Source organism: Celeribacter baekdonensis (assembly GCF_900102315.1).
GTDB lineage: Bacteria > Pseudomonadota > Alphaproteobacteria > Rhodobacterales > Rhodobacteraceae > Celeribacter > Celeribacter baekdonensis.
This window is the reverse complement of the sequence record NZ_FNBL01000013.1, coordinates 23,594-46,426: the sequence shown is the minus strand read 5'-3', so window position 1 is coordinate 46,426 and position 22,833 is coordinate 23,594. Positions and strand designations below refer to the sequence as shown.

Below are 22,833 nucleotides of genomic sequence, written 5' to 3'. Positions count from 1 at the left end.
TGATGATCTTGTCTGAGGAGGAAAGCGATTGGCCAAACGTATTCCAGCGATACCCGGAATGGTTTTCCCACAGTTGCCCTTGACGGTGCAGCATCCCGATTTCGAGCCTGCGTCTTCCCTCTTGTCGCGTCTCGCGGCAAAGAACGGAGTACAGTCGATCCAGCAGTTCTGTCGTGACATCGCATTCCCGATCGAGCCGCTTTTTCGCGGGGAGCGTGCTGCGATTGAACAGCTTGCCGGGTTGGCGGGATGTCAGGCGGCGGCTTTGGATCGCGTGTCGATCCGGCACCTCGGGCGGGGACATTTCCGTTTGCGCGACGAGATTGTCACCACCCATATGCTCCACCGTAGTCGTGTCCGTGTCTGCCCGGAATGCGTCCGCAGTGAGGTGCCAACTTCCGCTGAGGCGTGGCATTTGCCGCGTCGTTTGCAGTGGAAATTCGTCTCGCTCAGAACCTGCCCGGAGCACGGTTGCATGCTGGTGTCTTTGCCGCCGGAAAAGTTTACGAAAGACGGCAAAGATTTTACGGCACAAATCCGCAAGCACTTTGATTGGGTTCTGTCACAGGCTCCAGTGCCCGCGGAACAGAGCGCCTTCGAGCACTATCTGACCGCGCGCGTGCTGAAGGGCAGGGGAGATGAATGGATTGACAGTCTTGATCTCAATGTCGCCTCACGCGCTTGCGAAGTTCTGGGGTTACTCTTGGCCAAGGGACCAGACGTCAGTTTGAGCGGGCATACCGAAAAGGACTGGGCTCAATTTGGTGCGGCAGGCTTTGAGGTCTTGAAAGAAGGGGCTGAGGCCTTGTCTACGTGCCTTCGCGATCAGGTCGCGCAAGTGGAGGGCGACCGCAGATTTTTCGCCAAGGTTTACGGGCCCTTGATCACGTGGCTTCGTGGTTCTGGGCTGGGTGAGGAGTTCGAGCCGCTTCGTGACGTTGTGCGCCGTCAGATATTCCAAACGTTTTCGATCCGAAAAGGCATTCTGGTTCTCGGAGTTCCTTCAGAGGGTATCACGGCGTCGAATGTTCCGGCGGTTCTGCCCGTGACGGAGTTCATCAGAGAAAATGCACGCCTTCTTGTCCGGCGAGGGTTGGCGCAGCATGATGATTTGGGCCATGTTGTCCTAAAAGGGTTTGTGACTGAGGGGATGCTCAAATCTTTTGAGCGTGAACGTCTGGCGGAAGCCGAAGGTTCGTTGTCGGCAAGTCCCGATGGGACGGTCTGCGGTCCTGTTGAGAGACCTGCCCTCTCCCGCGCCTCAGGCGCTGAAACCATATCTATCCCTGATGCGGCCCGCTTTCTTCGGGTCACGGCCAGGACCGTGTCTTATCTGGCAGAGCATCGTTTCCTGGAGCGTGCAAAACTTGTTGAGGGTTATCGAGCTGGCTCATTTGTGTTCCAAGCGAGCAGTCTAAGAATGTTCCATGCGCGATATGTCTCCCTTGGCGAGTTGGTCGAGGAGACACAGCATCCACAGGGTGCGCTTGCCATGAAGCTCAGGAATGCGGGGTTGGATATACTGGCGATGCCACCTGATTTCAGTCGCATTTTCTGGCGTGAAGATGTTGACTTGTCTGGCCTGAAAGCAGGTTGAAAGACCTCCTGCGATCCACCTTCCTTTTCTTTGCACGAACAGCACGGCCCCCTTCGTGGTCGTTGTCGTTAGAATGAGAAAGGCAAATTTATGGATCACGCAGATCTCCCCAAAATGCAGGGCCCGCGGCTTGACCTTGAAAGCCTTCAGTTCGACGCAATGAAAGTGTCCCAGCAAGCGGACGCTGGGCCAACTTACCTGCGTCACAATGGCAGAGTGGCCTATGTTGTTATGACCGAAGAACTCTTCGACGCGCTGTGGCCTGATACGCAACGGGTCTGGAGTTTGGACGAGATGCCGCTTCGTATCGACCGGCTTTTGCAGGAAGGTTTGGAGGCAGCGTTATCGTCGCGCCCTGAAGCGCCGAAGATGTAGGCGCAACCTAGGAACCAAGCGCTGGCTGGACAGAGCCAGTGCATGGTCTTTTGTAATTTGGGCGGGAAGGAGACGTTCGCTGCGGGTGCGAGTTCGGTGCGCTAAATCGACGAACCAGACAAGTGGTTGCTAATCAGCGGGTGATCGCATTGACCAAATCACCAGATTGCCGCAACTATAGGTTCTGTTGAAGAACTGAAATGAGATTTTGATGCCTGTAATTACTCCCCTCGAAGGCGTGGACAACTCCAGCCGACTTCTACGAACCTCCATATATTTGCGGACGTCGCTAAATTCTGGCGAAGGAACGGTTCAGGATTTGTTGGATTGTGTGGTTCCTATCGTTTCTGATTCTATTGAGCGTCTGCCTGCTGGGCAGATTGTAATAAAGGACCTTCAACAAGCGGTAATGAACCGGTTCAGTTTCAAAATGCCAACTTTCACAATTGAACATGTGCTGGGTAGATTGGCCCAAAAGGAAAAGGTCACCTACGATAAGGACCAAAGGCATACTTCCACGAAGGAAGGACGTCAGTGCTGGATATTGCGCAAGTTGCTAACTCAGAAGAAAAAATTTCATCATTGGAGGCAAAATTCTCTGAATTTGCGCTGCAATCTTACCAAATGGAGTCCCCGCCATTCTTTCCGAATTGGTCTGATGTACTAGTGTATTTTTTGCACCCTGACTCGGTTGGGACTTCAAAGTCGGTTCAGGATGTCAAAGGAACCCTGATATCTGATTTTGACGACATTATACGCAAAGTGACATCGAGTTTTATCCTCAGCTGCGAAAAGAGTTCTGACCGCGTTGCGTTTGAGACGATCCTTGAAGTCTATGGCGGGATCCTTCTCGGTGATTTTTTACAGAATGTTCAATCTACGGGTAACCGAGCGGCTTTCAAATCTCTAACGATAATTTACGACACCACAATCATGCTTCGGCTGCTTGGTTGTTCTGGAAGGGAGCTCCTGTCTGCAACGATGGAGATGCATCGCGACCTCCAATCGCTCGGCTGTAAAACTGAATACCTAAGTAACAATGAAACGGAACTTGCTACTATCTTAGATACTATCATCGGGCGCTATGACTCGCACCAGCTAATATATGGTGAAACTGGCGATGCTCTTGAAAAGGGAACAATTCAGATCGGCACGATTAGGAGTTTGCAGATCGGGTACCCCGAGGCTCTAGCGGAGGTAAACGTCTTTGAATCTAAATATAATTTTCAGAATACAAAAACTGCCAACTATTTTCAGATTGATGAAGTCAGATTTCAAGAAATGTTGGCCGGTGACAAGGACACCTTCTATGGCCAACAGAACAGAATAAGCGACGCGCAGTCTCTGGCGGTAACGATGAGGTTGAGGCAGAAGTCTAATTCATTCGATTTGTCGAATGCAAAGTACGTTTTTGTGACAGCAAACAGTCATTTAGCGCGAAGCGCTCGACGTTTTATTCGTGAAGAATTGCACAAATCACCTCAATACGTACCACCGATGCTCACCCATTCGCAGATTAGCACAGCCGCATGGATATCAAATGAAACCAAGCTACAGGATAGCGCTATTTCAAGGGAACTCTTAGCCAACTGTATGTACGCGCAACAGCTTTCTAAAGACTGGGTGGATGGTTTCATCGGCATGCTAAAAGGGTCAGATGTTAACGATGCCAATCACACGCTTATTCACGCCGTCCGTTCAATCGCACGAGACGATAGCCTCGGGAATCCAACAATACTTCGCAAGCTGAATCCAAATGAGATAATCAGACGCGCACGTCTTGCTGAGGAGGAGCGGGTTGCGGAGCAAGAAAGGATACACAAAAACAGACTAGAGGAAATTGCTGTTGAAAGCGATACAACAGCGCGTGCGGAAGAGCGTGAACGCCTAGCGGAAAGAAACGAACAAAAAGCAGAAGGTATGGCGAGAGTTGTTGTTCGTCTCTTAGAGGTATTATTCATTATTCTTTGCATTTATATCTTTGTACTGGGTTTTGGAAGCTTTGACGCAGATGACTTCACTACATGGCTTCAGCCTTTCGGTTTTGTATTGGTGACAGCAGTAGCGGTGCTGGATTTATTCCAATTTCAACCGGTAAGGCGGATTTCAGACCCTCTGCGAAAGCGCTTGCAAAAATTTTTTTACCGGAATTTGTACGAGAATTGAACTATAAACAAACCCGTATTTGGAACTTGCTCGCGCAATCAATCGATTTCAAGTGGTGGTTGCTGGAAAGGCGCATTAGATCATAACCGAGTATGCGATGCCGTCATCTAATCATACCAAAATGCTGCACTGTGCACGAATGGCTGGTTTGGTGAAGCTGCGCTGCGGCATCGTAACTGACTGCGGAGGTCGGCTCAGGGCCGTTGTTACTTCGCACGTCGCATGAGACCGTCGTGGATGGTTTTGATTTCATCCTCAAGGTGCCGTCCACGGTAGACAAAAGACGTTTCGTGCCGGGCGTATTGCCCGTTCCGATCCGCGCTGAGCCAATTGAACGATCCGGCACAGAGAACCGCCCCGTCGACGGAAACGATCTTGCTGTGCAGTTTCGGGACCTGGTGAACTGCAACACCTATCGCCGACAGTCTGTGCTCCACGGCTTCCATCTGACTTAGTCCCCCTGCGGCCGCGCTATTGTTCAGCAGGGGGTCAGTAAAGACTTCGATTTCTGCCCCACGCTGGCGTGCCGTCGCCATTGCGTCCAGCAGCCCGGTTCGTTCGATCGTGCCCGCGACGACCCAAGGGCTGACGATCATGTATCGCCGCCCTTCGCCTTTCAATGCTGCCAACAGAAAGGCATCGTGCTCGGCTGCATGCTGCAACATCTCGATCTGAGCATCGCCGCGGGTCAGGTCTTCGCGCGGCTCCATGGCAAAATCCAATGCCTTGCCCTTGGCCGCAAGGAATTCAGACAGCAAGGCACGGGGAGAGCCGCTGCGTGCAGTGGCCAGGATGTCCATATCGCCGAAGATCAGACAGCTGTCCTTTGCCCGCGACACCGTAACGTTCAACATACTGGGCGAAGCATCAATAAAACCGCCATCCGCGTGTTTGGAATAGACTGGTGAGAAGATCACCAAGGGGCGTTCAGCGCCCTGCAGCGCATGCACGGTCCCAATGGTCATGCCTTCACGACCGGACACGGTGATGCCGCGCGCGGTGCAGGCGTCCCGCAGGGCGCGCACTTGCTGTCCAAAGGGCGTGACGACGCCGACAACTTGCTCCAGTGGCTGACCATAGCGACCTTCTAAAAGCGAGCGGTTACTCTCCAGCCATGCCGCGATAGTGCGGGCCTCGACGGGGTTTGCACGGCTGCCGCCGCTGGTAAAGGCACGGCCATCAATATGCAGGTAGCCAAGCGCGGGAAGGGGCGCGTCCTTCGGAGCGGGTCCGCGCATCGGGCGCAGCTTGCCTTTGTAACATAGAGCGTTGCTGAAGCCGATGATCTCATCATGGCAACGGCGATGCTCAAACAAGTATAGCCCACGATCGAGTTCAGGCCAGGGCGCGACTTTGCAGGCTTGCAGCGCCAGTCGCATGGCGCTGCCGCTCGTGGAACGAATCCCGCTGGCGTTGATTTGGTCAGGCACCTCCTCGCCGGCGATCAACTCACTGTCCTTGAGGTTACCAATATCGACAGGGCCGGGCACAGCAGAGATCGGCTCGATTTGCTGTGTGTCGCCGATCACGAGCGCACGTTTTGCCAAGGCAAAAGAGGCGCCTGCGACCTCAGGCAGGACTTGCCCGGCTTCGTCGACGACCAGCAGGTCGATGAAATTGTAAAGGCTGTCGGTCGCGAACTTGCCCCCTTGGAAGCGGCTGCAAGACAGCTTCCCTGGGAGGCTCGCAAAGGTGGCAACGGCGCAGGGCGTCAGCATCATGCGACGTTGCCATCGTGGCTCGACCGCCTTTCGTCCTGTCTTTTCATGCGAGGTGGTGATGGCATTGAGATCGGCCTCCATCGCCATCAGCCATCGACCTTCCCAGTAGTGGGTCGCGAGCAGGAACAGATCGAAACGGGACCCGAGGTCAGCCTGCCGTTCCAGAACCTCCAAGTCATCCGAGCCTCCAAACGCTTCAGCCGCCTTGCGCCAGGCCAGCTCGCTGTCCGCCGCCTGCTGCCTGAGATTTTCAGCCCGGGCATGTCGTTGTTTGGTTGAGGCGAGAGTCTTCTGCCCCTGCCTCAGCGCATCCGAGACCCGCACTTCGATATCCTGTATTCGGGTCATGTCCCGCAACCCACCCACGCGATCCCCGATCGCGAGCTGCGCCCTCAACGCGCGCTTTCGCTTGACCGAAGACAGGAAGCCGAACACGCCGGCAAGCCATGATTCAGACGCGAGGTAGTGATCCAGTGACGCTTGGGCGGCAGCGAGGCGATCCGCAGCCTCCTGACTGGTATGGACTGCTTCCGCCCGCCGGGTCTCTTCTCCTTCCGGATCTTCGCCGAGTTCCGACAGAAGGGTTTCAGCGCATGTCCTGCGGCGGTCAAAGGTTTTGTCAATCAGTCGAAGTTTGTCGACTTCTGCGGTCATTCTCTCCCGTAGTCTTCCGACAAACCCGGCAACGTCTTCATCCTTTGCTTCTGGAAATGCTTTTCCTGCGGCGTCCAGCCAGGCAGCTCGTGCCCGCTCGACGTAGGATACGGACTCGCATTCAGCCTGGAACGCCTCAGTCTGATAGCGCTGCGCGGCCTCCAAGCGCCGGGAATGCGAAGGTAGGAACATCCCGAAGCTCTTGATCCCCGGCAACCAACGCCCGGCAAACACGCCATCGCCCGCTGCGAAATCCTTGCCGAAGGCGTCGATAATATTGGTGACAGCCTGATTGTTCGACGAGGCTGCTACAATCACCGGCGGGTCGCCCCCTTCAAGCGCAGCCTTCACCCAGAGGCCCGCCACAGCGGAGAGCAACATGGTCGTTTTGCCGGTCCCGGGCGGACCGTTCACCGCGATCACCTCGCCAGGTTGCGACGCGTCAAGCCAGGCCAGGACCTGCCGCTGATGTTCGGCTAGGGGGAAGTGCGGGTTTGAATGTCCAAGGCGCCGGGCAAAGTCATTTTCGATGCCGTGATCCATCGCGATCTCGGGGCGGTGGGGCAACGCAATCTGGCGTAGAAGCGGCGTGTCCGGTTCATTGGCCACTAGATTGTCGTAGAGATCCAACATTCCGCGCACCGTTGCATCGGCACCTTCCGACACCTCAATGAAGCCGCTTCCGATTGGCAAGTATTCCTTTTCGTCAGAGGGCCAGCCCGGCGCCAGAGCATCGACCATCTGACGGCAGTGCTGGCGGTAGTCTTGCCAGCCGTCGACCGTCGTCATTTCTGGTAGGGGCGTCGTCGTTAGGAAAGCGTCGAGCGCCTCAACCGACCCAAGAGCAAAGGCACCCCGCGGCAAAGGGTTCAACAGGTCGCGCGCAATAGCATTACGTGTCGGCACGAGCCGCCCCGCTCGGTCCACGAAGCCCTCGGTTACCACAGGAGCAACGATCTCCGGCATGCCGTCGGCGCGCGCCGCGGCATGCGACGCTTTACGCGCCGTCACCAAGGGCCAGAAGCGAACCGAGACGGTGCCGGAACCCTCCTTGCCCTGGAACAGTGACTGGACCAGTTGCTTGGGAAGGTTACCCGTCTGGAGCGCATCGTTCGGGAGCACCATGAACCTTTTCCGGTCTGCGGCCCGAAACGTCCCTTCTCCAAGCGCGCCGTCCGCAAGGGAGGTCCGCCAATAACGCAGGACGTTCGATAACGTTTTGGGCATCAGGCGCTCACCGTGGGGCTAGTGCAAACAAAAAACTGAGTATGCACTGCGGCTTGCTCAGACTGTCCTGATTATTGGCCTTTTGATGATAGAAGAACAAGTGCTAGCCGTGCGGTTCGTAAACCAAGATGCGGGGCTCCGCTTTACAACTCCGCACGTTACCTCCGTCTCACAGAACGGACCGTCACCATCTGAAAATGCTGCGCATGAACCAATGGCCGGTCTGGTGAAGCTGCATCGCGGCTTTCTAGCGGCGGGTGGATGGCAGGTCAGGGCCGTTAGTTGCGTCTGTTACTTTCGGCCCTTAACAGCCGGTAGTCCCTTAATGCCAGGACCCTCGAAGCAGCCGCTTAGGCCGAGTGCGGCGCTGCGCGGTGGATGAATGGTGGCAATAGGGGAGCAGGCAATCGCCGGTCATTCTTGGTAAGACTAGGCGGTCAATGTTACTGAGAACGGGAGGCAGATTTCTGGGAATGCGCAAAGGACTTGAAGGACGGGAGATGTGCCGGAAGAAACCCTCGCAGGCTCTAATGCACGGCCATCATGTGATCCGGCAAATCGTTGCGCAACATCGCGCATTGAATCCTCGCGTTTACGGCTCTGTGCTTCGTCAAGAAGACAAGGAAGATAGCGATCTCGACATCTTGGTGGATCCTATGCCCGAAACCACTCTCTTCGACCTGGGAGGGCTGCAGGAAGCTCTCGAAGAAGCCTTGGGTGTCAGGGTTGATGTCAGAACCCCTCGTGATCTTCCTAAACGTGTCAGAGATCGAGTGCTGAGCGAAGCCGTTCCAGTTTGACGTCGTTGGCATCTTCGGCGCGAACCTGAAGCTATGAACGCAAAAGGTGTGCTGATGTGCTGGGTGCGGCAAAGGAGAGCCGGTCTGGAGCAGGGGTATATCCGCGATGTGGCGACCCGTGGGGCTGCGGTAAGGATTTTGGATGGCCCCCCCCCCTGCTTTCCTTTGGCCCTGACGCACAGGCAGCCCTCAATGTCGCTATGAGTGCAGACCATGACAACCGAAAAGCCAGGATCGCAGCAATGCGGAACGCTGGACGGGAGCAGGGCAAGACCGGCGGTAAGGTTCCTGTCGAATGGGGCAAAAAGCAGATTATGGAAGTCGAAAGGCTCGAAGCCCTGGGCAAGACCCGTGATGAAATCGCCAGAGCTTTGAATATGAGCCGTGCAACATTGATGCGCAGATTGCGCGAAACCAATTCCAACTGAGGTCCCCTCAATGACATGACTTCCAAGATCAGAAATGTAAAACCACCCAAGGTGTAGTTTATAGTTGGCGCGACCTCAGTTGATAACTATAAGCTACACATGGCCAACGAAGTTCGCCAAACCGCCACGTTTTCTGATTGGCTCGACGGCCTCAAAGACCGCAAAGCCGCGTCACTGTTGATCGCGAGGATCGAGCGCCTGAGCTACGGATGATCGCGAGGATCGAGCGCCTGAGCTACGGACTGATCGGTGACACTAAGCTATTCGAGGGCATAGGCGAGCTTCGGATCGACTACGGCCCCGGCTATCGGGTCTACTTCTGCCGCCGGGGTGGAGTGCTCTACATCTTGCTATGCGGCGGCACGAAACGGACATAGAAAAGGGATATAAAACGGGCCAAGAAGATGGCTCAGGAGATCGGCAATGACCATTGAAACCACCACCTTCGACGCAGCCAAACATCTCGGCGACCCTGAGGCGCAAGCGATATTTCTTCGCGACGCTCTCGAAACCGGAGACACCGGGTATATCGCCCATGCCCTCGGTGTTATTGTGCGAGCTAAAGGCATGACCCAAATAGCCCGCGATGCTGGTCTGAGCCGCGAAGCGCTCTACAAGGCGTTGTCACCGACTGGAAACCCGACGCTTTCGACGCTCATCGGTGTCACCAAAGCGCTCAACATCCGTTTGGAAGCGTCCGCGATCTCTGTCAAATGAGGTGCGGATGAATGAGCAAGAAATACGATCCTATCTCATGGCGAGAAACGCTTGAAGGAACTTTCCGAAAAGGTGCCGTTGATTACTGATCAAGTGTCCGTCGTCATATAAAATGGGACATCAGAGCCTCCAATGTTCAAGCCGCTTTATATGACGACGGACATAGATCGTCTCTTTCCTCATGCGATCCACCTTAAACGCTGGTCCGAATTTCCGCGACCACCTCTGACAAGGGTCCGCAAGCGGCCTTCAGCCATCGCAAGGGGCGACAGATCACGCGACCCGATGAGGGCGGCCAAGCTCGCCCGAACCGCCCCACGCCGACATTCAGCCCTTCTTGGCCACCTCTTCTGTGGGCTGTCCGGCCTTTTTCCAAGCGGAATAGCCGCCGGCCACATGGCCAACCTTTTCCAGGCCCATCTCCTGCACCGCCGCTGTGGCCAGGGCCGAACGCCAGCCGCTGCCGCAGTAGAAGATAAAGCTTTTGTCTTCGGCAAAGATCGGCTTGTGATAGGGGCTGTCCGGGTCGACCCAGAACTCCAGCATGCCGCGCGGGCAGTGAAAGGCGCCGGGGATACGCCCTTCGCGCTCCAGTTCACGCCGGTCGCGCAGATCGACAAAGACATGGTTGTTGTCACCCTGCACGGCAGCCGCTTCTTCCTGGGTCAGGGTGCGGATCTTGCTTTCAGCCTCGTCGATCAGTTGGCGATAGCCTTTTTTCATCGGTCTTCCTCCGTTTAGTAGCCGCGTTCCCGGTCGAACAGATCCCGCAAAGGTGCGCCTTGCGCATAGGTCGTCAGGTTCGCGAGGGTTTTTTCGAGAAACCGGGCAAGGTGATCCCCGCCCAGAAAGGACACATGCGGTGTCAGATGCACCTCCGGAACCTGCCAGAGCGGGTGCGTCTCGGGCAGCGGTTCGGGAAAGGTCACGTCAAGCGTGGCGTGGGCGATGCGCCCGGCGGCGATGGCCCGCAGCAACGCATCCTGATCGAGGATCGCGCCACGCGCGATGTTAATCAGGTGCAGCCCCGGTTTCGCTTGCGCCAGAAATGCATCATCAACCATGCCGCGCGTCTCGTCGGTCAGCGGCACACAGATCGCCGCGTGATCGGACTGGGCCAACACCTCCGCTGGGCCGGCCAGTGGTGTCAGCCCCTTGGGAACCTCCGCCCAGGGGCTGTTGCGGCAGGCGACGATCTGCATGTCGAAGGCCAGCGCACGCCGGGCGATCTCGGCCCCGATGGAGCCGTAACCGATCAGACCCAGTGTCTTGCCAACCAGCGTGCCCATCTCCGGCCGTACCCATTCTGTCAGAGATCGGGCACTGATTTCGTTCAGGCGCTTTTCGCGGTTGAGCATCGCCGCAAGCACGAATTCCGCGATCTGCGGTGAGGTCTGCCCGCGCCCGCATCCGACCATGCGCCCGTCGAGCAGCCATTCGGGAAAACGCTCCACCCCGGCGGAAAACAGCTGCACCCATTTGAGACCGGGCCGGGGCTGCGGGACCCGGCCTGCCTCAGACAGCCAGCTAGGGTAGGGGTAGGTCACCAGAGCCTCGGCTTCCTGAGGAAAATCCCAGGGGCGGTCGCGGTCCAGATGGTCGATCACCTGCGGATTCGAGGCATGGGCGCGCAGCGCCTCCCCGAAGCTTTCGGAGATCTGCTGAACCACGACCGGGCCGGTCATTTCACCATCACTTTCGGCGAGCGGTTTACCACCTCGTCATTGAGGTTGATGCCCAGCCCCGGCCCCTCGGGCACGGAGAAATAGCCGTCCACCGGTTGCAGGTCGATGTCGCACAGCTCGACATTATAGGCCTTGGTGGCGTGGGTGTGGTGTTCATGGATCAGGAAGTTCGGGATTGCCGTTTCCAGATGAAGCGCCGCAGCCGTGCCGATGGGCGAGCCACAGACATGGGCCTGCACCATCACGTCATAGGTATAGGCGTAATCGCACATCTTCTTGGCTTCGGTCAGACCGCCGACAAGGCCGATATCCGGCTGCAGCACCTCGATTGAGCGGTCCTCCATATAGGCACGCATCCCGTTGCGGCCAAAGATTCGCTCGCCGGCGGCCATGCGCAGGGGGCTGCGGCGTGAAACGATGTCCTGCAGCTTGCTGTCGTGATAGGCGACGGGTTCCTCGTAATAGTAGATGCCGTATTCCTCCAGCGCCTCGCCCAGTTGCAGTGCTGAGGGGATCGTGGTGGCAGAGTGGACCTCAAGAATGATCTCGCCCGAGGGGCCGATGGCTTCCCGGATCGCGGCCATGCGCTCTCGGAACATCTGAATCTGATCGTAGCTGAAATATTTGGTATGCGACGGGTGCCGCTTGCCTTCGCGGTCCATCAATAGCGGGTCGACCTTCACGCAATCATAGCCAAGGCCCATGACCTTCTTGGTGACGTCGAAATATTCGTCGACCTTGTAGAGGTGCTGATAGGTGTCTTCCCAGCCGAACTGGATTTGGCTGGCATAGGCGCGCAGCTTTTCATTGGTCTTGCCGCCGAGCAGTTGGTAGCAGGGCACGCCGAGGGCCTTGCCCTGAATATCCCAGATCGCCATGTCCAGTGCCGAGATCGCCGGCAGGATCAGCGGACCGCCGCATTGTGCCCAGAAGCTCGACCGATAGATCTTTTCCCACAGCGCTTCGCGGTTCCAGATATCGGCGCCGATGGCAAAACGCTGCGCCACCTCGACCGCCGCCGCCGCCCCTGCACTATGGCCGATGCCATAGGCCAGCGCCACCTCGCCGACGCCAGTCAGCCCGGACTCAGTGGTTACCCGCACCAGCACCGGGTGCCAGGGGATGATGATTTCTTCCTGCATATGGATATCAAAAACTTCGACGGATGTGATTTTCATGGGACCTCCTCCTTTTGCACCCGGAACGTCCGGAACGTGCAGAACGCACCTTACACATATGGCTGGCATCTTTTACCAATTTTTACAACTAATTATTTTACAAATGATAAAAGTTATTTTATGGCTGTCGGCAGGCGATCACTTCGCTAGCATCGGGTGAACGCGACGGAGGGTGTGATGGACGCGACTCATCTAAACGAAGAAGAACAGAACAGTCCGCTTGCGGATCGCGTCTATGGCGAGGTCCTTTCGCAGATCATTTCCGGAGTGCTCGAAGTGGGGGCGAAACTGCCCTCCGAGAATGATTATTGCCGGATGTTCTCGGTTTCGCGCCCGATCGTGCGCGTGGCGCTGTCACGGCTCTGCGCCGACGGCATCGTAGAGCGCAAGCGTGGAAGCGGCACCTATATCAAGCGCCGTCCCTCGCGTCGGCTGTCCGATTTTGCCTCCCCGGGCGATCTGGCGGTGCTACTGCAATGCATCGAATACCGGATCGAGGTCGAAGGCATCGCTGCCGGGCTGGCCGCAGAACGGCGCAGCGAACGGCAGCTTGAGGATATCCGCGCCGCTTTTGATCGGCTGAGTACCGAGGCAGTGTCGGATTTCATTACCCCGGCAAGCGATCTGGCCTTTCACAAGGCGATCGCGGCCGCCACCGGCAATCTCTTTTTCATCGACACGCTGAACATGCTGCACGAACCGGTTGTGCGCCTGCTCAACGTGTCGCTTGGGCTGACCCGAACCAGCAATCCGCAGCGTATTCAGCAGGTGTGCGAGGAACATACCGAGATTTTCGAGGCGATCCAGGCGGGTGACCCGGTGCTGGCCTCGGCGGCGATGCGAATGCATCTGGCGCGGTCGCGCCGTCGCATCACCGACCACACGCAGGACAGCTAGGCCCGCCGAAGCCGACCCGAAAAAAATGACAGAAACTCTGCCGAAGGGCAGAGCCTGAAGACGAGCGGAGGAGCACCATGACAACGTATCGTGAAACTTATGACCGCTGGCAGGCCGACCCCGAGGGGTTCTGGATGCAGGCCGCCGAAGCCATCGACTGGGAGCGGGCGCCGGAAGTCGGCCTGACGGTGAATGATGATGGCGTGCATGAGTGGTTCGCCGATGCGCAGGTCAACACCTGCTGGAATGCAGTCGACCGTCACGTTGCGGCCGGGCATGGCGACCGGCTGGCGATCATCCATGACAGCCCGGTGACCGACAGCGTGACCCGCATCACCTATGGAGAGCTGCAGGACCGGGTTGCGCGCCTGGCCGGGGTGCTTACCGCGCAGGGGGTGGGAATGGGCGACCGTGTGATCCTCTATATGCCGATGATTCCCGAGGCGCTCTGCGCGATGCTTGCCTGCACGCGGATCGGGGCGATTCATTCGGTGGTATTCGGCGGGTTTGCCGCCCACGAGTTGGCCACACGCATCGACGACGTGCAGCCCAAGGCGATCCTTGCTGCGTCCTGCGGCATCGAGCCGGGCCGTATCGTGCATTACAAACCGCTGCTGGATTCCGCCATCGAGCAGGCCTCCCACAAGCCGGGCGTCTGCCTTATCTTTCAGCGTCCGCAGGAAGTGGCGAACCTGATCGACGGTCGCGATCAAGACTGGAGCGAGGCCGTCGCCGCCGCGGAACCCGTGGGCTGCGTGCCGGTGCCGGGCAATCACCCGGCCTATATCCTGCATACGTCTGGCACCACCGGGAACCCCAAGGGCGTGGTGCGCCCGACCGCCGGACAGCTCGTGGCGCTGCACTGGTCGATGCGCAATATCTACGACGTGATGCCGGGCGATGTGTTCTGGGCGGCCTCGGATGTCGGCTGGGTCGTGGGGCACAGCTATATCTGCTATGGTCCGTTGATCAACGGCAGCACCACCATCCTGTTCGAGGGCAAGCCGGTCGGCACGCCGGATGCGGGTACCTTCTGGCGGGTGATCTCTGAGCATAAGGTGAAGAGCTTTTTCACCGCGCCCACCGCATTTCGCGCCGTGAAGCGCGAGGATCCGCAGGGCGAGTTCCTGAAAGATTATGACCTGAGCGCGCTGAAATATGTCTTCCTCGCCGGAGAACGCGCGGACCCCGACACCGTCCACTGGGCCGAAGAAAAGATCGGAAAGCCGGTGATCGACCACTGGTGGCAGACCGAAACGAGCTGGAGTATCGCCGCCAACCCCGCCGGGATCGAGCTGCTGCCGGTCAAGGCTGGCTCGCCCTCCGTGCCGATGCCGGGTTATGATGTGCAGGTTCTCGACGAGGCCGGCCATCCGGTGCCGCCGGGCACGCTTGGTGCCATTGCGATCAAGCTGCCGCTGCCGCCGAGTTGCTTTGCCACCGTCTGGAACGCTCATGAGCGGTTCGAAAACTCCTATATGGCGCATTTCCCCGGCTACTACGAGACCGGCGATGCGGGCATGATCGACGCTGACGGCTATATCTACGTCATGGCCCGCACCGACGACGTGATCAACGTGGCCGGGCATCGCCTTTCTACCGGGGCCATCGAAGAGGTCATCGCGGCCCACCCGGATGTCGGCGAATGCGCGGTGGTCGGGGCGGCAGATTCGCTGAAAGGACAATTGCCGCTGGCCTTCATCTGCCTGAATGCCCGCGTCACCCGCCCGCATGATGAGGTGCTGGCCGAATGTGTAAAACGCGTCCGCGATGAAATCGGTCCGGTCGCCGCGTTTCGCCACGGGGTGGTTGTCGACCGCCTCCCCAAGACCCGCTCGGGCAAGATCCTGCGCGCGACGATGGCGAAACTGGCGGATGGCGAAGCCTTCCGCATGCCCGCAACGATTGATGACCCGACCATTCTGGACGAACTGACACAAGCGCTGCAAAGCATCGGTTACGCGAATACTGGAGAAATCGCATGACCAAGGACCTCCGCCCGCATTCCGCCCATTGGGGCACCTTCCGTGCGTGCTATGACGGCACGCTGAAGGTCACGCCGTTCGAACTGGACCCGGAGCCGTCTGAGATTTTGGAAAACCTGACTGCGGCGCCGCGCAACCCTGCCCGGCTGGATCGCCCGCTGGTGCGGCGCGGCTGGCTGGAAAACGGCCCCGGTCCTGACGACCGCCGCGGGCGCGACGATTATGTGGAAATGGGCTGGGACGAGGCGCTGGATCTGGCCGCGCGGGAACTGCGGCGGCTTGGTGCCGGTCCCGACCTGCCGAAAAGTGGCCCCTTGCCCGGCGCGCATGTGTTCGGCGGCTCTTATGGCTGGTCCTCCGCTGGGCGGTTTCATCACGCGCAAAGTCAGGTGCACCGGTTCCTGAACAGCGCCTTCGGCGGCTACGTCGCCCATGTCGATACCTATTCCTCAGCGGCCGGGGCGGTGATCCTCGATCTGGTCTGGGGCAATACGCTGAAGATGTCGCGTCAAACCCCGTTCTGGCAGGAAATCGCGGAAGAGACTGAGCTGTTGGTCGCCTTTGGCGGCCTGCCGCTGCGCAATCTCGCCGCCAGCCCCGGGGGCAATTCTCAGCATATCGCCGGGCCCAGTCTGCGTCAGGCGGCAGATCGGGGCTGCGAATTCGTTTCGATCAGCCCGATCTTCGACGATTTCGAGGCCCTGCCGCAAGTCACGCGCCTGGCCCCTCGCCCTGGCACCGATGTCGCACTGATGCTGGGCATGGCCTATGTGTTGCATGACGAAGGGTTGGCTGATCGCGCCTATCTTGACCGGTACACCACCGGATACGCGACCTTCGCCGATTATCTGACCGGAGCAAGCGACGGCCAGCCCAAGACACCCGCCTGGGCCGCCGCGATCTGTGATGTCCCGGCGGAACAGATTGCCGAAATCGCCCGCCTGGCGACCCGCAAGCGCACGCATATTGCGGTATCCTACGCGCTGCAACGGGCGCGCCACGGCGAACAGCCGGTCTGGATGGGGCTGGTTCTTGCGGCAATGCTGGGCCAGTATCCGCTGCGGGGTGCGGGCTTTTCCTATTCACTGGGCTCCATCGGCAACACTGGCAAGCCGCCGCTTGCGGTGCCGTTGCCAACCCTGCCGCAGGGGACCAACCGGGTGGGCGATTACATCCCGGTCGCCCGGATTTCGGAACTGCTGCTCAACCCCAAGGGGACGTATCAATACAAGCTGGAAACGCGGCGCTATGCCGATATCCGGCTGGTCTACTGGGCCGGGGGCAACCCGTTCCACCATCATCAGGATCTGTCCCGGCTGAGGCAGGCCTTTGCCCGGCCCGACACGATCATCGTGCATGACAGCGTCGGTACCGCCACCACCCGCCATGCCGATATTATCTTTCCCGCCACCATCAGCCTGGAACGCGACGATATCGGTGCCGCAGGCAACGATCCGTTCCTGGTGCCGATGCCGCAGCTTGTGCCGCCGCTTGACGGCGCGCGGGACGATTATGACATCTTCGCGGCTCTGGCTGTCCGCCTTGGCGTGGCCGACCATTATACCGAGGGCCGAAGCAGCGCCGACTGGCAGCGTGATCTCTATGAACGCACCCGGGAGGCGCTGGAAACCCGGGGCGACACGCCGCCCAGTTTTGACAACTTCCTCGCCGGGGATGTCCTGCCGCTTCCGGTGTCCGACTCCCCCTCCCGAATCGCGCAATTCCACGCCGATCCCGAGGGCGCGCCGCTCGACACGCCCAGCGGCCGGATCGAGATTTTTTCGCAACGCATCGCTGATGCCGGATTTGCCGGGCATCCCGTCTGGATCGACCATGACGAATGGCTGGGCTCCGACCGGGCAAAGGCCCATCCGTTTCAGCTTGTCGCCAATCAGCCGCGCGGGCGGCTGCATAGCCAGCTCGATTTCGGCAAGGCCAGCATGGCGCGCAAGGTTGATGGCCGAGAGGTGCTGCGGCTTCACCCCGAAGATGCTTCAGCGCTTGGCGCAAAGGCGGGCGATATCCTTCGGGTGTGGAACGAACGCGGCGGATTTTTGGCAGTGGCACAGCCGGATACGGCGTTGCGCCGTCATGTCGTACAGATCCCCACAGGTGCCTGGTATGCGCCCGTCGATCTGCCGGGGGCGGGCCTAACCTGCGTCAACGGCAACCCTAATATCGTCACAAGCGATGCGGGTTCCTCAGCAATCGGACAGGGCTGTGCCGGACAGCTGACGCTCGTTTCGGTTGAGGTTTGGGCCGGAGACGTCCCTCCGGCGGTGTCGCATCATGAGATTTTGCCAAAATCGATCCGTAATCTCCAAACATAAGTTGACAACTTTTTACATTTAATGAAGACTATCTTGTAAGGGGTTGTTGATCGAGGAGGGTCGCCGCCCCTACATTCCATGCATCTCTTGGGAGGAGAAGTCATGCAACGACGTACTGTTTTGGCATCCGTATTTGGTGCTCTGGCTGCAATGGCGATCGGCCAGACGGCCATGGCTGACGATTGGCCCAGCCGCCCGATTCAGGTGATTGTCCCCTTTGGGGCGGGGGGCGACACCGATTTCAACGCACGTGCGCTGGCCAAGTATCTTGAGCCCGAACTGGGCGTATCGCTGCCGGTGATCAATGTCACAGGCGCTGGCGGTACGGTTGCCGCTCGCCAGGTGATGGGTGCCAAAGCCGACGGTCAGACCGTGCTGTTCTTTCACACCACCTTCCTGACCAGCCAGGCTCTCGGCATCACCGATCTGACGCTGGACGATTACGAAGTGACCGGCATCGTCGCTCAGGAAGACGGCAACGTGATCGTGGTTCCGGCGGATTCGCCCTATCAGACCATGGAAGAGCTGATGGCGGCCAGCACCGCCAACCCCGGAGAGATCGACCTGACCGCCAATACCGGCGCGATGACCTATCTTGTCGGCACCCAGCTGAACAATGCTGGCGCGGCGTTCAACTTCGTCGATGTCGGCGGCGCGTCGGGTCGTCTGACCGCCGTGCTGGGCGGCAATGTCGATGTGTCCTTCAACCCGGTTGGCCAGGTGAAACCCTATGTGGACAGCGGCGATCTGCGGGTGCTCGCCACAATCTCGAACGAGCGCACGACCTCGCTACCCGATGTGCCCACTCTGACTGATCTTGGCTATGACATCACCTTCCGGGCCGAATTCTTCTACCTGTTCCCCAAGGGCACGCCGCAGGACCGGATCGACATCTTTTCCAGCGCGATTCAGAACGTCATCGCCAACAGTGGCGGCTACGCGGACGAAATCCAGAAGGCCTATTCGCAGAAGCCCTATTATCTTGGGCGGGAGGAAAGCCGCGAGCATCTGGATGTGGTGCTGGAGCGCATGAAACAGGTCAAATTCTGATCCGTATCGGGGAGAGCGTATCATGACCTCTCGCAGGCAAGATTTGATCTCCGCGGCAGTGCTACTGCTTGCTGCGGTGCTGATCCACATGCAGGCGCGGGGGATTACCTCACGCTTCAAGACCGGGGTCGATTCCGGGTTCTTGCCCGAAATCGTCACCGCGATGCTGGGCGTTTGCGCGCTGGCCATCGGCCTACGCGCGACCTTGGGCGCTCCGGGGGAGAAGCGGCGCGCGACGGGGCAGCTACGCGTTCTGGGCGTGCTGGGGGGCCTGGTGCTGGCAACGCTTGCGATGCCGGTGGTGGGCTTTCTGCCGGTGGCGGCGGTGCTGCTCTTTGCCCAGATGGTGGTGCTGACCCCGCGCGGTCACCACCAGCCGGTGTTCAAGGCAGCGATCTCCGTCCTTATGGCCGCCGCGATCTGGGCGGTATTCACCAAGGGCTTTGGCCTCATCCTGCCCAGCGGACCTTTCTGAAAGGGGACAATCATGCAAAATCTTGCAGGCATCCTGGATGTCTTCGCTTTCGCGCCCCTACTGGCGATCTTTCTGGGCGTCACGGTGGGCATCGTGTTCGGCTCGATCCCCGGGCTGACGGCAACCATGGCCGTGGCGCTCTGCCTGCCGATGACTTTCGGCATGGATCCGGTGACAGCGCTGTCGCTGCTTGTCGGGCTTTATATCGGCGGCATTTCCGGCGGTCTGATCGCGGCCATCCTGATCAACATTCCCGGCACGCCGTCCTCCATCGCCACCACCTTCGATGGTTTTCCCATGGCGCAGAGGGGTGAGGCGGGGCGCGCGCTTGGCATTGCCATCCTCTACAGTTTTCTGGGCACCCTTGTGGGCTGCGTAGTCCTGTTTTTCCTCGCCCCGCCGCTGGCGCGCATTGCCGTGACCTTCGGCAGTTTTGAATATTTTGCCATCTCCCTGTTTGCGCTAACGTTGGTTGCGGGGCTGGCCAGCGGCAATCTGCTCAAGGGGCTGGCCAGCGCCTGTGTCGGCCTTCTCGTCGCGATGATCGGCATGGCCCCGGTCGATGCCTATAACCGCTTTACGGGCGGGTTCCACGCGCTCGATTCCGGACTGTCGCTGCTGCCGGTGCTGCTTGGTCTTTTTGCCGTGGCCGAAGTGCTGAAATACGCCGAGAACCCCACCAGCCCCGATGAGGGCCACGCGATGCCCAAGGTGAAATTGGGCGGGTTCTTTGGCGTCGATGCCAGGCAATTCCGGGAATATCTCCCGAACTTCCTGCGCTCTTCTGCCATTGGCATCGGGGTTGGCCTGCTGCCCGGCATCGGCGCGGCGGCATCGAACATGCTTGCCTATCTCGCCGCCCGCAGCGCCAGCAAACAGCCCGATACCTTTGGCAAGGGCAATCCTCAGGGGATCGTTGCCACGGAATCCGCGAACAACGCGGGGATCGGCTCGGCCATGGTACCGCTGATCGCTCTTGGCATTCCCGGTGATTCTGTCACCGCACTGTTGCTTGGCGGCTTCCTGATCCACGGGATCCAGCCCGGTCCGCTGATGTTCGCGATGAATGGTGATCTGGTCTATTCGGTCTTCACCGCCATGGCACTCGCCGCCGTGGTGATGCTGGTGGTCGAGTATTTCGGCATTCGACTTTTCATCCGGATTCTGTCGGTGCCGAAGAACTACCTGCTGGCCGTCGTGCTTCTGATGTGCGTGGTGGGGGCCTATGCCACCAACAACCGCATGTTCGATGTCTGGACGCTGGTCGCCTTCGGGGCGCTGGGGCATGTGATGAACCGCTTCGATTATCCGCTGCCGCCGCTGATCCTTGGCTTTATCCTGGGCCCTGTGATCGAGGAGAACCTGCGCAGCGCCCTGATGTCGAGCCGGGGGGCGATCCTGCCGTTCTTCGAACGTCCGGTGACGGCCTTCTTTTTGGTGGCCATCCTGCTCTATGTGCTGGGAACGCTGTTTCTTGGGTTGCGCGCCACCCGCAGGCGCAAAATGGCCGAGATCCGGGCGTGATCATTCGGCCCGCCGCGGACCCCTCCGGAGGAGAGAGGTGGTCCCACGAAATCAGACGCTGTGCTAAGGTTTATCCCGAACCTCTGAGGGGAAGCTAGAATGGCGTAGCACCGCAAGTTGACGACATTCAGGTTTGGGCCAGAAATGCTTGATGTTTGGGTCAGAATTGTCTGAGGGCGCTCACTGATTTGACTCAATTTTCTGACTCGTTTGGGCCAAGTCCGTGTGACGTTCCACACTGTGCCGGCTGCGCAGCGCCGAAGGTGCGAAGTCCCAAAAATCGAGTGATCGGCGCGGTCCCGCGCGGATCGCAATTTCATCAGGTTCAGTTTGGAGTTTTCCAGCCCGGCCCTGGGCCGGGCCGTAGCATCCTTCGAGCCGGACAGCGCCTCCCACAGCGCAACGGGAGGTGAGAAGGTTGTGGGAAATGTAGCAATGTTGGCATAGGTCTTATGCTCTAAGAGGGTCCAGTCTAATGGGTTCCAACCGGATATCTTAAAAGTCCCACTCCATCCCGCCACGAGACTTCCGTCAAAGTTTACGACCCATCCGTTCTCAACGGACTCAGTGAGTGTTATACTGCTCCCGATCCCTAAAAATTTCAGCCCCGCCCCGAGCGCATTTACATCTTCTTCAGTCAAATTTGGATGATTATAACCTCCTCCTGGATTTCCAGCTTGTTCCGCAGCCCAATCTAATCCATCACCCAAGGCGCGTGGGAAATGAACTGTAACATTTGTCTCTGTTTGGTCATTTGAATAAAGCGTCGAGTAGGCTCCAGAGACCCCTGTATTGCCAAATTCTGAAGATTGGCCTCTGCGGTTCTGATTATGACTTTCGGTTTCGGAATTGAATTCATTAGTTAGAGAATTAGTCATCGGTAGCTAAGTCCAATTTGAAAAATTTAATTATGAACGCACGCGCTGGTCGATGTTCGCATCCTGTAATTCGCCCCAAGCGCAAACTCGTAAGCAACCACTCATTCGCTAGGAAAAAAGTTATAAGAAAAGCTGCTGCCGAAAATCCCCAAACAGGGAATGAGAGGATGAGCACAAAGCTTATGTCCCACCCCAAGTACCGGCTCACCTCATCTAAGAGCAGAAATGCCATAGCCTGAACGTAGAGGGTTAAGAATAAGCCGACTGGAGAAGCTATGAGTGGCAGCCTGTCATATTGCCGAATATACCATTTAACCAATTGCCGGAAATACATCGTTATTTTCCGCATAAAAGCAAACCTCTTTCAAAGTTGAACCCCATAATTCCCTCCCAATCCGACAGCTCCAAGCTTCCGAAAGAACCGATCTGTCTTTGCGATATGTTCCCCGGAACTGACGTAGAACAACACCAGATGCGCGTCCTGTGGTTTTGCCCAATCCAGCACCGCGCGAACAAGTTTCAGAGCCACCTTGCCACCAAGAAAGGTCCCGCGCACGGGCTTTGCGACATTGATCATATTGACACTCGCCACACGTGCGCCTTCGCCGATGAAGTAGCCGCCCATGTAGCAATGTGCGAGTCCCAGAATTTCCCCATCGCGCATGGCCTTCACACCCAGGTTGCGATCAGGGTCATCAATGGTTTTCTGGAAAAAAAGGTCGAACTTTTCAGCGGAGAAGGGAATTTGACCGAAGATGCTTTCCTGATGAGCCGCCTTCGCAAACGCCCGCGCCGCATCCTGGTCGCGCTTTACGACCCTCGAAATCAAAAGACGGTCGTCCGACAATGCCTGCACCAATGCTCATGCTCTATTAACAACACAGTAAGTTGATCTCTTGGTAAGGAATGCCACTCCCGGAGGTCAATCATTTTTATCAAACGGATCAATTGGTTCAAACTGTGAGAGATTTGCGTCAATGGAAGGATTGACGAGGGCTCAATGCGTGGCGGATCGGTTGTGGTCCGCCCTAAAGTGCAGAGCGCTCGGCTGGAGAGATAAATCTATCCTTGCTTGCTTCTCTTTGGAGCGCGAAGACAGTCAATCAACTTTTTCGTCCTTAGGTTCTGGGAGTTGAGCGGTGCGTG

Annotated in this window: 18 protein-coding genes; 13 read left to right on the top strand and 5 right to left on the bottom strand. The window is 58.2% G+C overall.

The features are described from left to right. The first annotated feature begins 28 nt into the window (after positions 1–28). The 3 genes from BLT54_RS17410 to BLT54_RS17400 all read left to right on the top strand — a co-directional run bounded on the left by BLT54_RS17410 (position 29) and on the right by BLT54_RS17400 (position 4,138). Positions 29–1,597, top strand: a complete 1,569-nt coding sequence (locus BLT54_RS17410) for a TniQ family protein (RefSeq protein WP_245708046.1) — start codon at positions 29–31, stop codon at positions 1,595–1,597. 90 nt (positions 1,598–1,687) lie between these two features. After that, the gene (locus tag BLT54_RS17405) at positions 1,688–1,972 is read left to right on the top strand and encodes a hypothetical protein (RefSeq protein WP_074646475.1); all 285 of its coding nucleotides are present in this window, start codon (positions 1,688–1,690) and stop codon (positions 1,970–1,972) included. Between the two features lie 534 nt (positions 1,973–2,506). Continuing rightward, positions 2,507–4,138: a hypothetical protein gene (locus BLT54_RS17400; protein ID WP_074646474.1), complete on the top strand. Its 1,632-nt coding sequence runs from the start codon at positions 2,507–2,509 to the stop codon at positions 4,136–4,138. A gap of 206 nt (positions 4,139–4,344) precedes the next feature. Here BLT54_RS17400 and BLT54_RS17395 read toward each other — a convergent pair whose 3' ends face one another. Beyond that, positions 4,345–7,740, bottom strand: a complete 3,396-nt coding sequence (locus BLT54_RS17395; protein WP_074646473.1) for an AAA domain-containing protein — start codon at positions 7,738–7,740, stop codon at positions 4,345–4,347. 473 nt (positions 7,741–8,213) lie between these two features. On the opposite strand from BLT54_RS17395, the gene BLT54_RS17390 reads away from it, so the two are divergent. The 4 genes from BLT54_RS17390 (at position 8,214) to BLT54_RS17375 (ending at position 9,685) form a co-directional block, all read left to right on the top strand. Then, positions 8,214–8,540 (top strand): nucleotidyltransferase family protein, encoded by a 327-nt coding sequence (locus BLT54_RS17390; protein ID WP_245708045.1) that lies wholly within the window; start codon positions 8,214–8,216, stop codon positions 8,538–8,540. 242 nt (positions 8,541–8,782) lie between these two features. Continuing rightward, positions 8,783–8,968, top strand: coding sequence for a hypothetical protein (locus tag BLT54_RS17385; protein WP_143026867.1), 186 nt, complete (start codon positions 8,783–8,785; stop codon positions 8,966–8,968). A gap of 209 nt (positions 8,969–9,177) precedes the next feature. Beyond that, positions 9,178–9,345, top strand: coding sequence for a type II toxin-antitoxin system RelE/ParE family toxin (locus BLT54_RS23145; protein WP_218129404.1), 168 nt, complete (start codon positions 9,178–9,180; stop codon positions 9,343–9,345). Positions 9,346–9,391: 46 nt separating this feature from the next. Continuing rightward, positions 9,392–9,685 carry an addiction module antidote protein gene (locus BLT54_RS17375; protein ID WP_074646470.1) on the top strand — a complete coding sequence of 98 codons (294 nt, stop codon included), beginning with the start codon at positions 9,392–9,394 and terminating at the stop codon, positions 9,683–9,685. Positions 9,686–10,012: 327 nt separating this feature from the next. Here BLT54_RS17375 and BLT54_RS17370 read toward each other — a convergent pair whose 3' ends face one another. Genes BLT54_RS17370 through BLT54_RS17360 form a run of 3 tightly spaced genes read right to left on the bottom strand, consistent with a single transcriptional unit; the run spans position 10,013 to position 12,548 of the window. Beyond that, the gene (locus BLT54_RS17370) at positions 10,013–10,408 is read right to left on the bottom strand and encodes a rhodanese-like domain-containing protein (protein ID WP_074646469.1); all 396 of its coding nucleotides are present in this window, start codon (positions 10,406–10,408) and stop codon (positions 10,013–10,015) included. 14 nt (positions 10,409–10,422) lie between these two features. Then, positions 10,423–11,370 (bottom strand): NAD(P)-dependent oxidoreductase, encoded by a 948-nt coding sequence (locus BLT54_RS17365; RefSeq protein WP_074646468.1) that lies wholly within the window; start codon positions 11,368–11,370, stop codon positions 10,423–10,425. Next, positions 11,367–12,548 carry a mandelate racemase/muconate lactonizing enzyme family protein gene (locus BLT54_RS17360; protein ID WP_074646467.1) on the bottom strand — a complete coding sequence of 394 codons (1,182 nt, stop codon included), beginning with the start codon at positions 12,546–12,548 and terminating at the stop codon, positions 11,367–11,369. The genes BLT54_RS17365 and BLT54_RS17360 overlap by 4 nt, the downstream gene beginning before the upstream one ends. Positions 12,549–12,725: 177 nt before the next feature. Here BLT54_RS17360 and BLT54_RS17355 point away from each other — a divergent pair, with 177 nt between their 5' ends. The 6 genes from BLT54_RS17355 (at position 12,726) to BLT54_RS17330 (ending at position 20,809) form a co-directional block, all read left to right on the top strand. After that, complete coding sequence (locus tag BLT54_RS17355) at positions 12,726–13,445, top strand: FadR/GntR family transcriptional regulator (protein WP_074646466.1); 720 nt, start codon at positions 12,726–12,728, stop codon at positions 13,443–13,445. A 77-nt stretch (positions 13,446–13,522) separates the two neighbouring features. After that, the gene (locus tag BLT54_RS17350; protein ID WP_074646465.1) at positions 13,523–15,430 is read left to right on the top strand and encodes a propionyl-CoA synthetase; all 1,908 of its coding nucleotides are present in this window, start codon (positions 13,523–13,525) and stop codon (positions 15,428–15,430) included. Next, positions 15,427–17,760: a molybdopterin-dependent oxidoreductase gene (locus tag BLT54_RS17345; protein ID WP_074646464.1), complete on the top strand. Its 2,334-nt coding sequence runs from the start codon at positions 15,427–15,429 to the stop codon at positions 17,758–17,760. Before BLT54_RS17350 ends, BLT54_RS17345 begins: the two co-directional genes overlap by 4 nt. Positions 17,761–17,862: 102 nt before the next feature. Next, positions 17,863–18,810 carry a tripartite tricarboxylate transporter substrate binding protein gene (locus BLT54_RS17340; RefSeq protein WP_074646463.1) on the top strand — a complete coding sequence of 316 codons (948 nt, stop codon included), beginning with the start codon at positions 17,863–17,865 and terminating at the stop codon, positions 18,808–18,810. 22 nt (positions 18,811–18,832) lie between these two features. Next, positions 18,833–19,285, top strand: coding sequence for a tripartite tricarboxylate transporter TctB family protein (locus tag BLT54_RS17335; protein WP_074646462.1), 453 nt, complete (start codon positions 18,833–18,835; stop codon positions 19,283–19,285). A gap of 12 nt (positions 19,286–19,297) precedes the next feature. Beyond that, positions 19,298–20,809 carry a tripartite tricarboxylate transporter permease gene (locus tag BLT54_RS17330; RefSeq protein ID WP_143026866.1) on the top strand — a complete coding sequence of 504 codons (1,512 nt, stop codon included), beginning with the start codon at positions 19,298–19,300 and terminating at the stop codon, positions 20,807–20,809. A 1,242-nt stretch (positions 20,810–22,051) separates the two neighbouring features. Here BLT54_RS17330 and BLT54_RS17320 read toward each other — a convergent pair. After that, the gene (locus BLT54_RS17320) at positions 22,052–22,543 is read right to left on the bottom strand and encodes a GNAT family N-acetyltransferase (protein WP_342707862.1); all 492 of its coding nucleotides are present in this window, start codon (positions 22,541–22,543) and stop codon (positions 22,052–22,054) included. Between the last annotated feature and the right edge of the window lie 290 nt (positions 22,544–22,833).

Excerpts from the sequence above, each read along its gene's own strand:
- BLT54_RS17405 (WP_074646475.1), top strand. The coding sequence starts at position 1,688 with ATGGATCACGCAGATCTCCCCAAAATGCAGGGCCCGCGGCTTGACCTT.
- BLT54_RS17395 (WP_074646473.1), bottom strand. The coding sequence starts at position 7,740 with ATGCCCAAAACGTTATCGAACGTCCTGCGTTATTGGCGGACCTCCCTT.
- BLT54_RS17390 (WP_245708045.1), top strand. The coding sequence starts at position 8,214 with ATGCGCAAAGGACTTGAAGGACGGGAGATGTGCCGGAAGAAACCCTCG.
- BLT54_RS17385 (WP_143026867.1), top strand. The coding sequence starts at position 8,783 with ATGCGGAACGCTGGACGGGAGCAGGGCAAGACCGGCGGTAAGGTTCCT.
- BLT54_RS23145 (WP_218129404.1), top strand. The coding sequence starts at position 9,178 with ATGATCGCGAGGATCGAGCGCCTGAGCTACGGACTGATCGGTGACACT.
- BLT54_RS17375 (WP_074646470.1), top strand. The coding sequence starts at position 9,392 with ATGACCATTGAAACCACCACCTTCGACGCAGCCAAACATCTCGGCGAC.
- BLT54_RS17370 (WP_074646469.1), bottom strand. The coding sequence starts at position 10,408 with ATGAAAAAAGGCTATCGCCAACTGATCGACGAGGCTGAAAGCAAGATC.
- BLT54_RS17365 (WP_074646468.1), bottom strand. The coding sequence starts at position 11,370 with ATGACCGGCCCGGTCGTGGTTCAGCAGATCTCCGAAAGCTTCGGGGAG.
- BLT54_RS17360 (WP_074646467.1), bottom strand. The coding sequence starts at position 12,548 with ATGAAAATCACATCCGTCGAAGTTTTTGATATCCATATGCAGGAAGAA.
- BLT54_RS17355 (WP_074646466.1), top strand. The coding sequence starts at position 12,726 with ATGGACGCGACTCATCTAAACGAAGAAGAACAGAACAGTCCGCTTGCG.
- BLT54_RS17350 (WP_074646465.1), top strand. The coding sequence starts at position 13,523 with ATGACAACGTATCGTGAAACTTATGACCGCTGGCAGGCCGACCCCGAG.
- BLT54_RS17345 (WP_074646464.1), top strand. The coding sequence starts at position 15,427 with ATGACCAAGGACCTCCGCCCGCATTCCGCCCATTGGGGCACCTTCCGT.
- BLT54_RS17340 (WP_074646463.1), top strand. The coding sequence starts at position 17,863 with ATGCAACGACGTACTGTTTTGGCATCCGTATTTGGTGCTCTGGCTGCA.
- BLT54_RS17335 (WP_074646462.1), top strand. The coding sequence starts at position 18,833 with ATGACCTCTCGCAGGCAAGATTTGATCTCCGCGGCAGTGCTACTGCTT.
- BLT54_RS17330 (WP_143026866.1), top strand. The coding sequence starts at position 19,298 with ATGCAAAATCTTGCAGGCATCCTGGATGTCTTCGCTTTCGCGCCCCTA.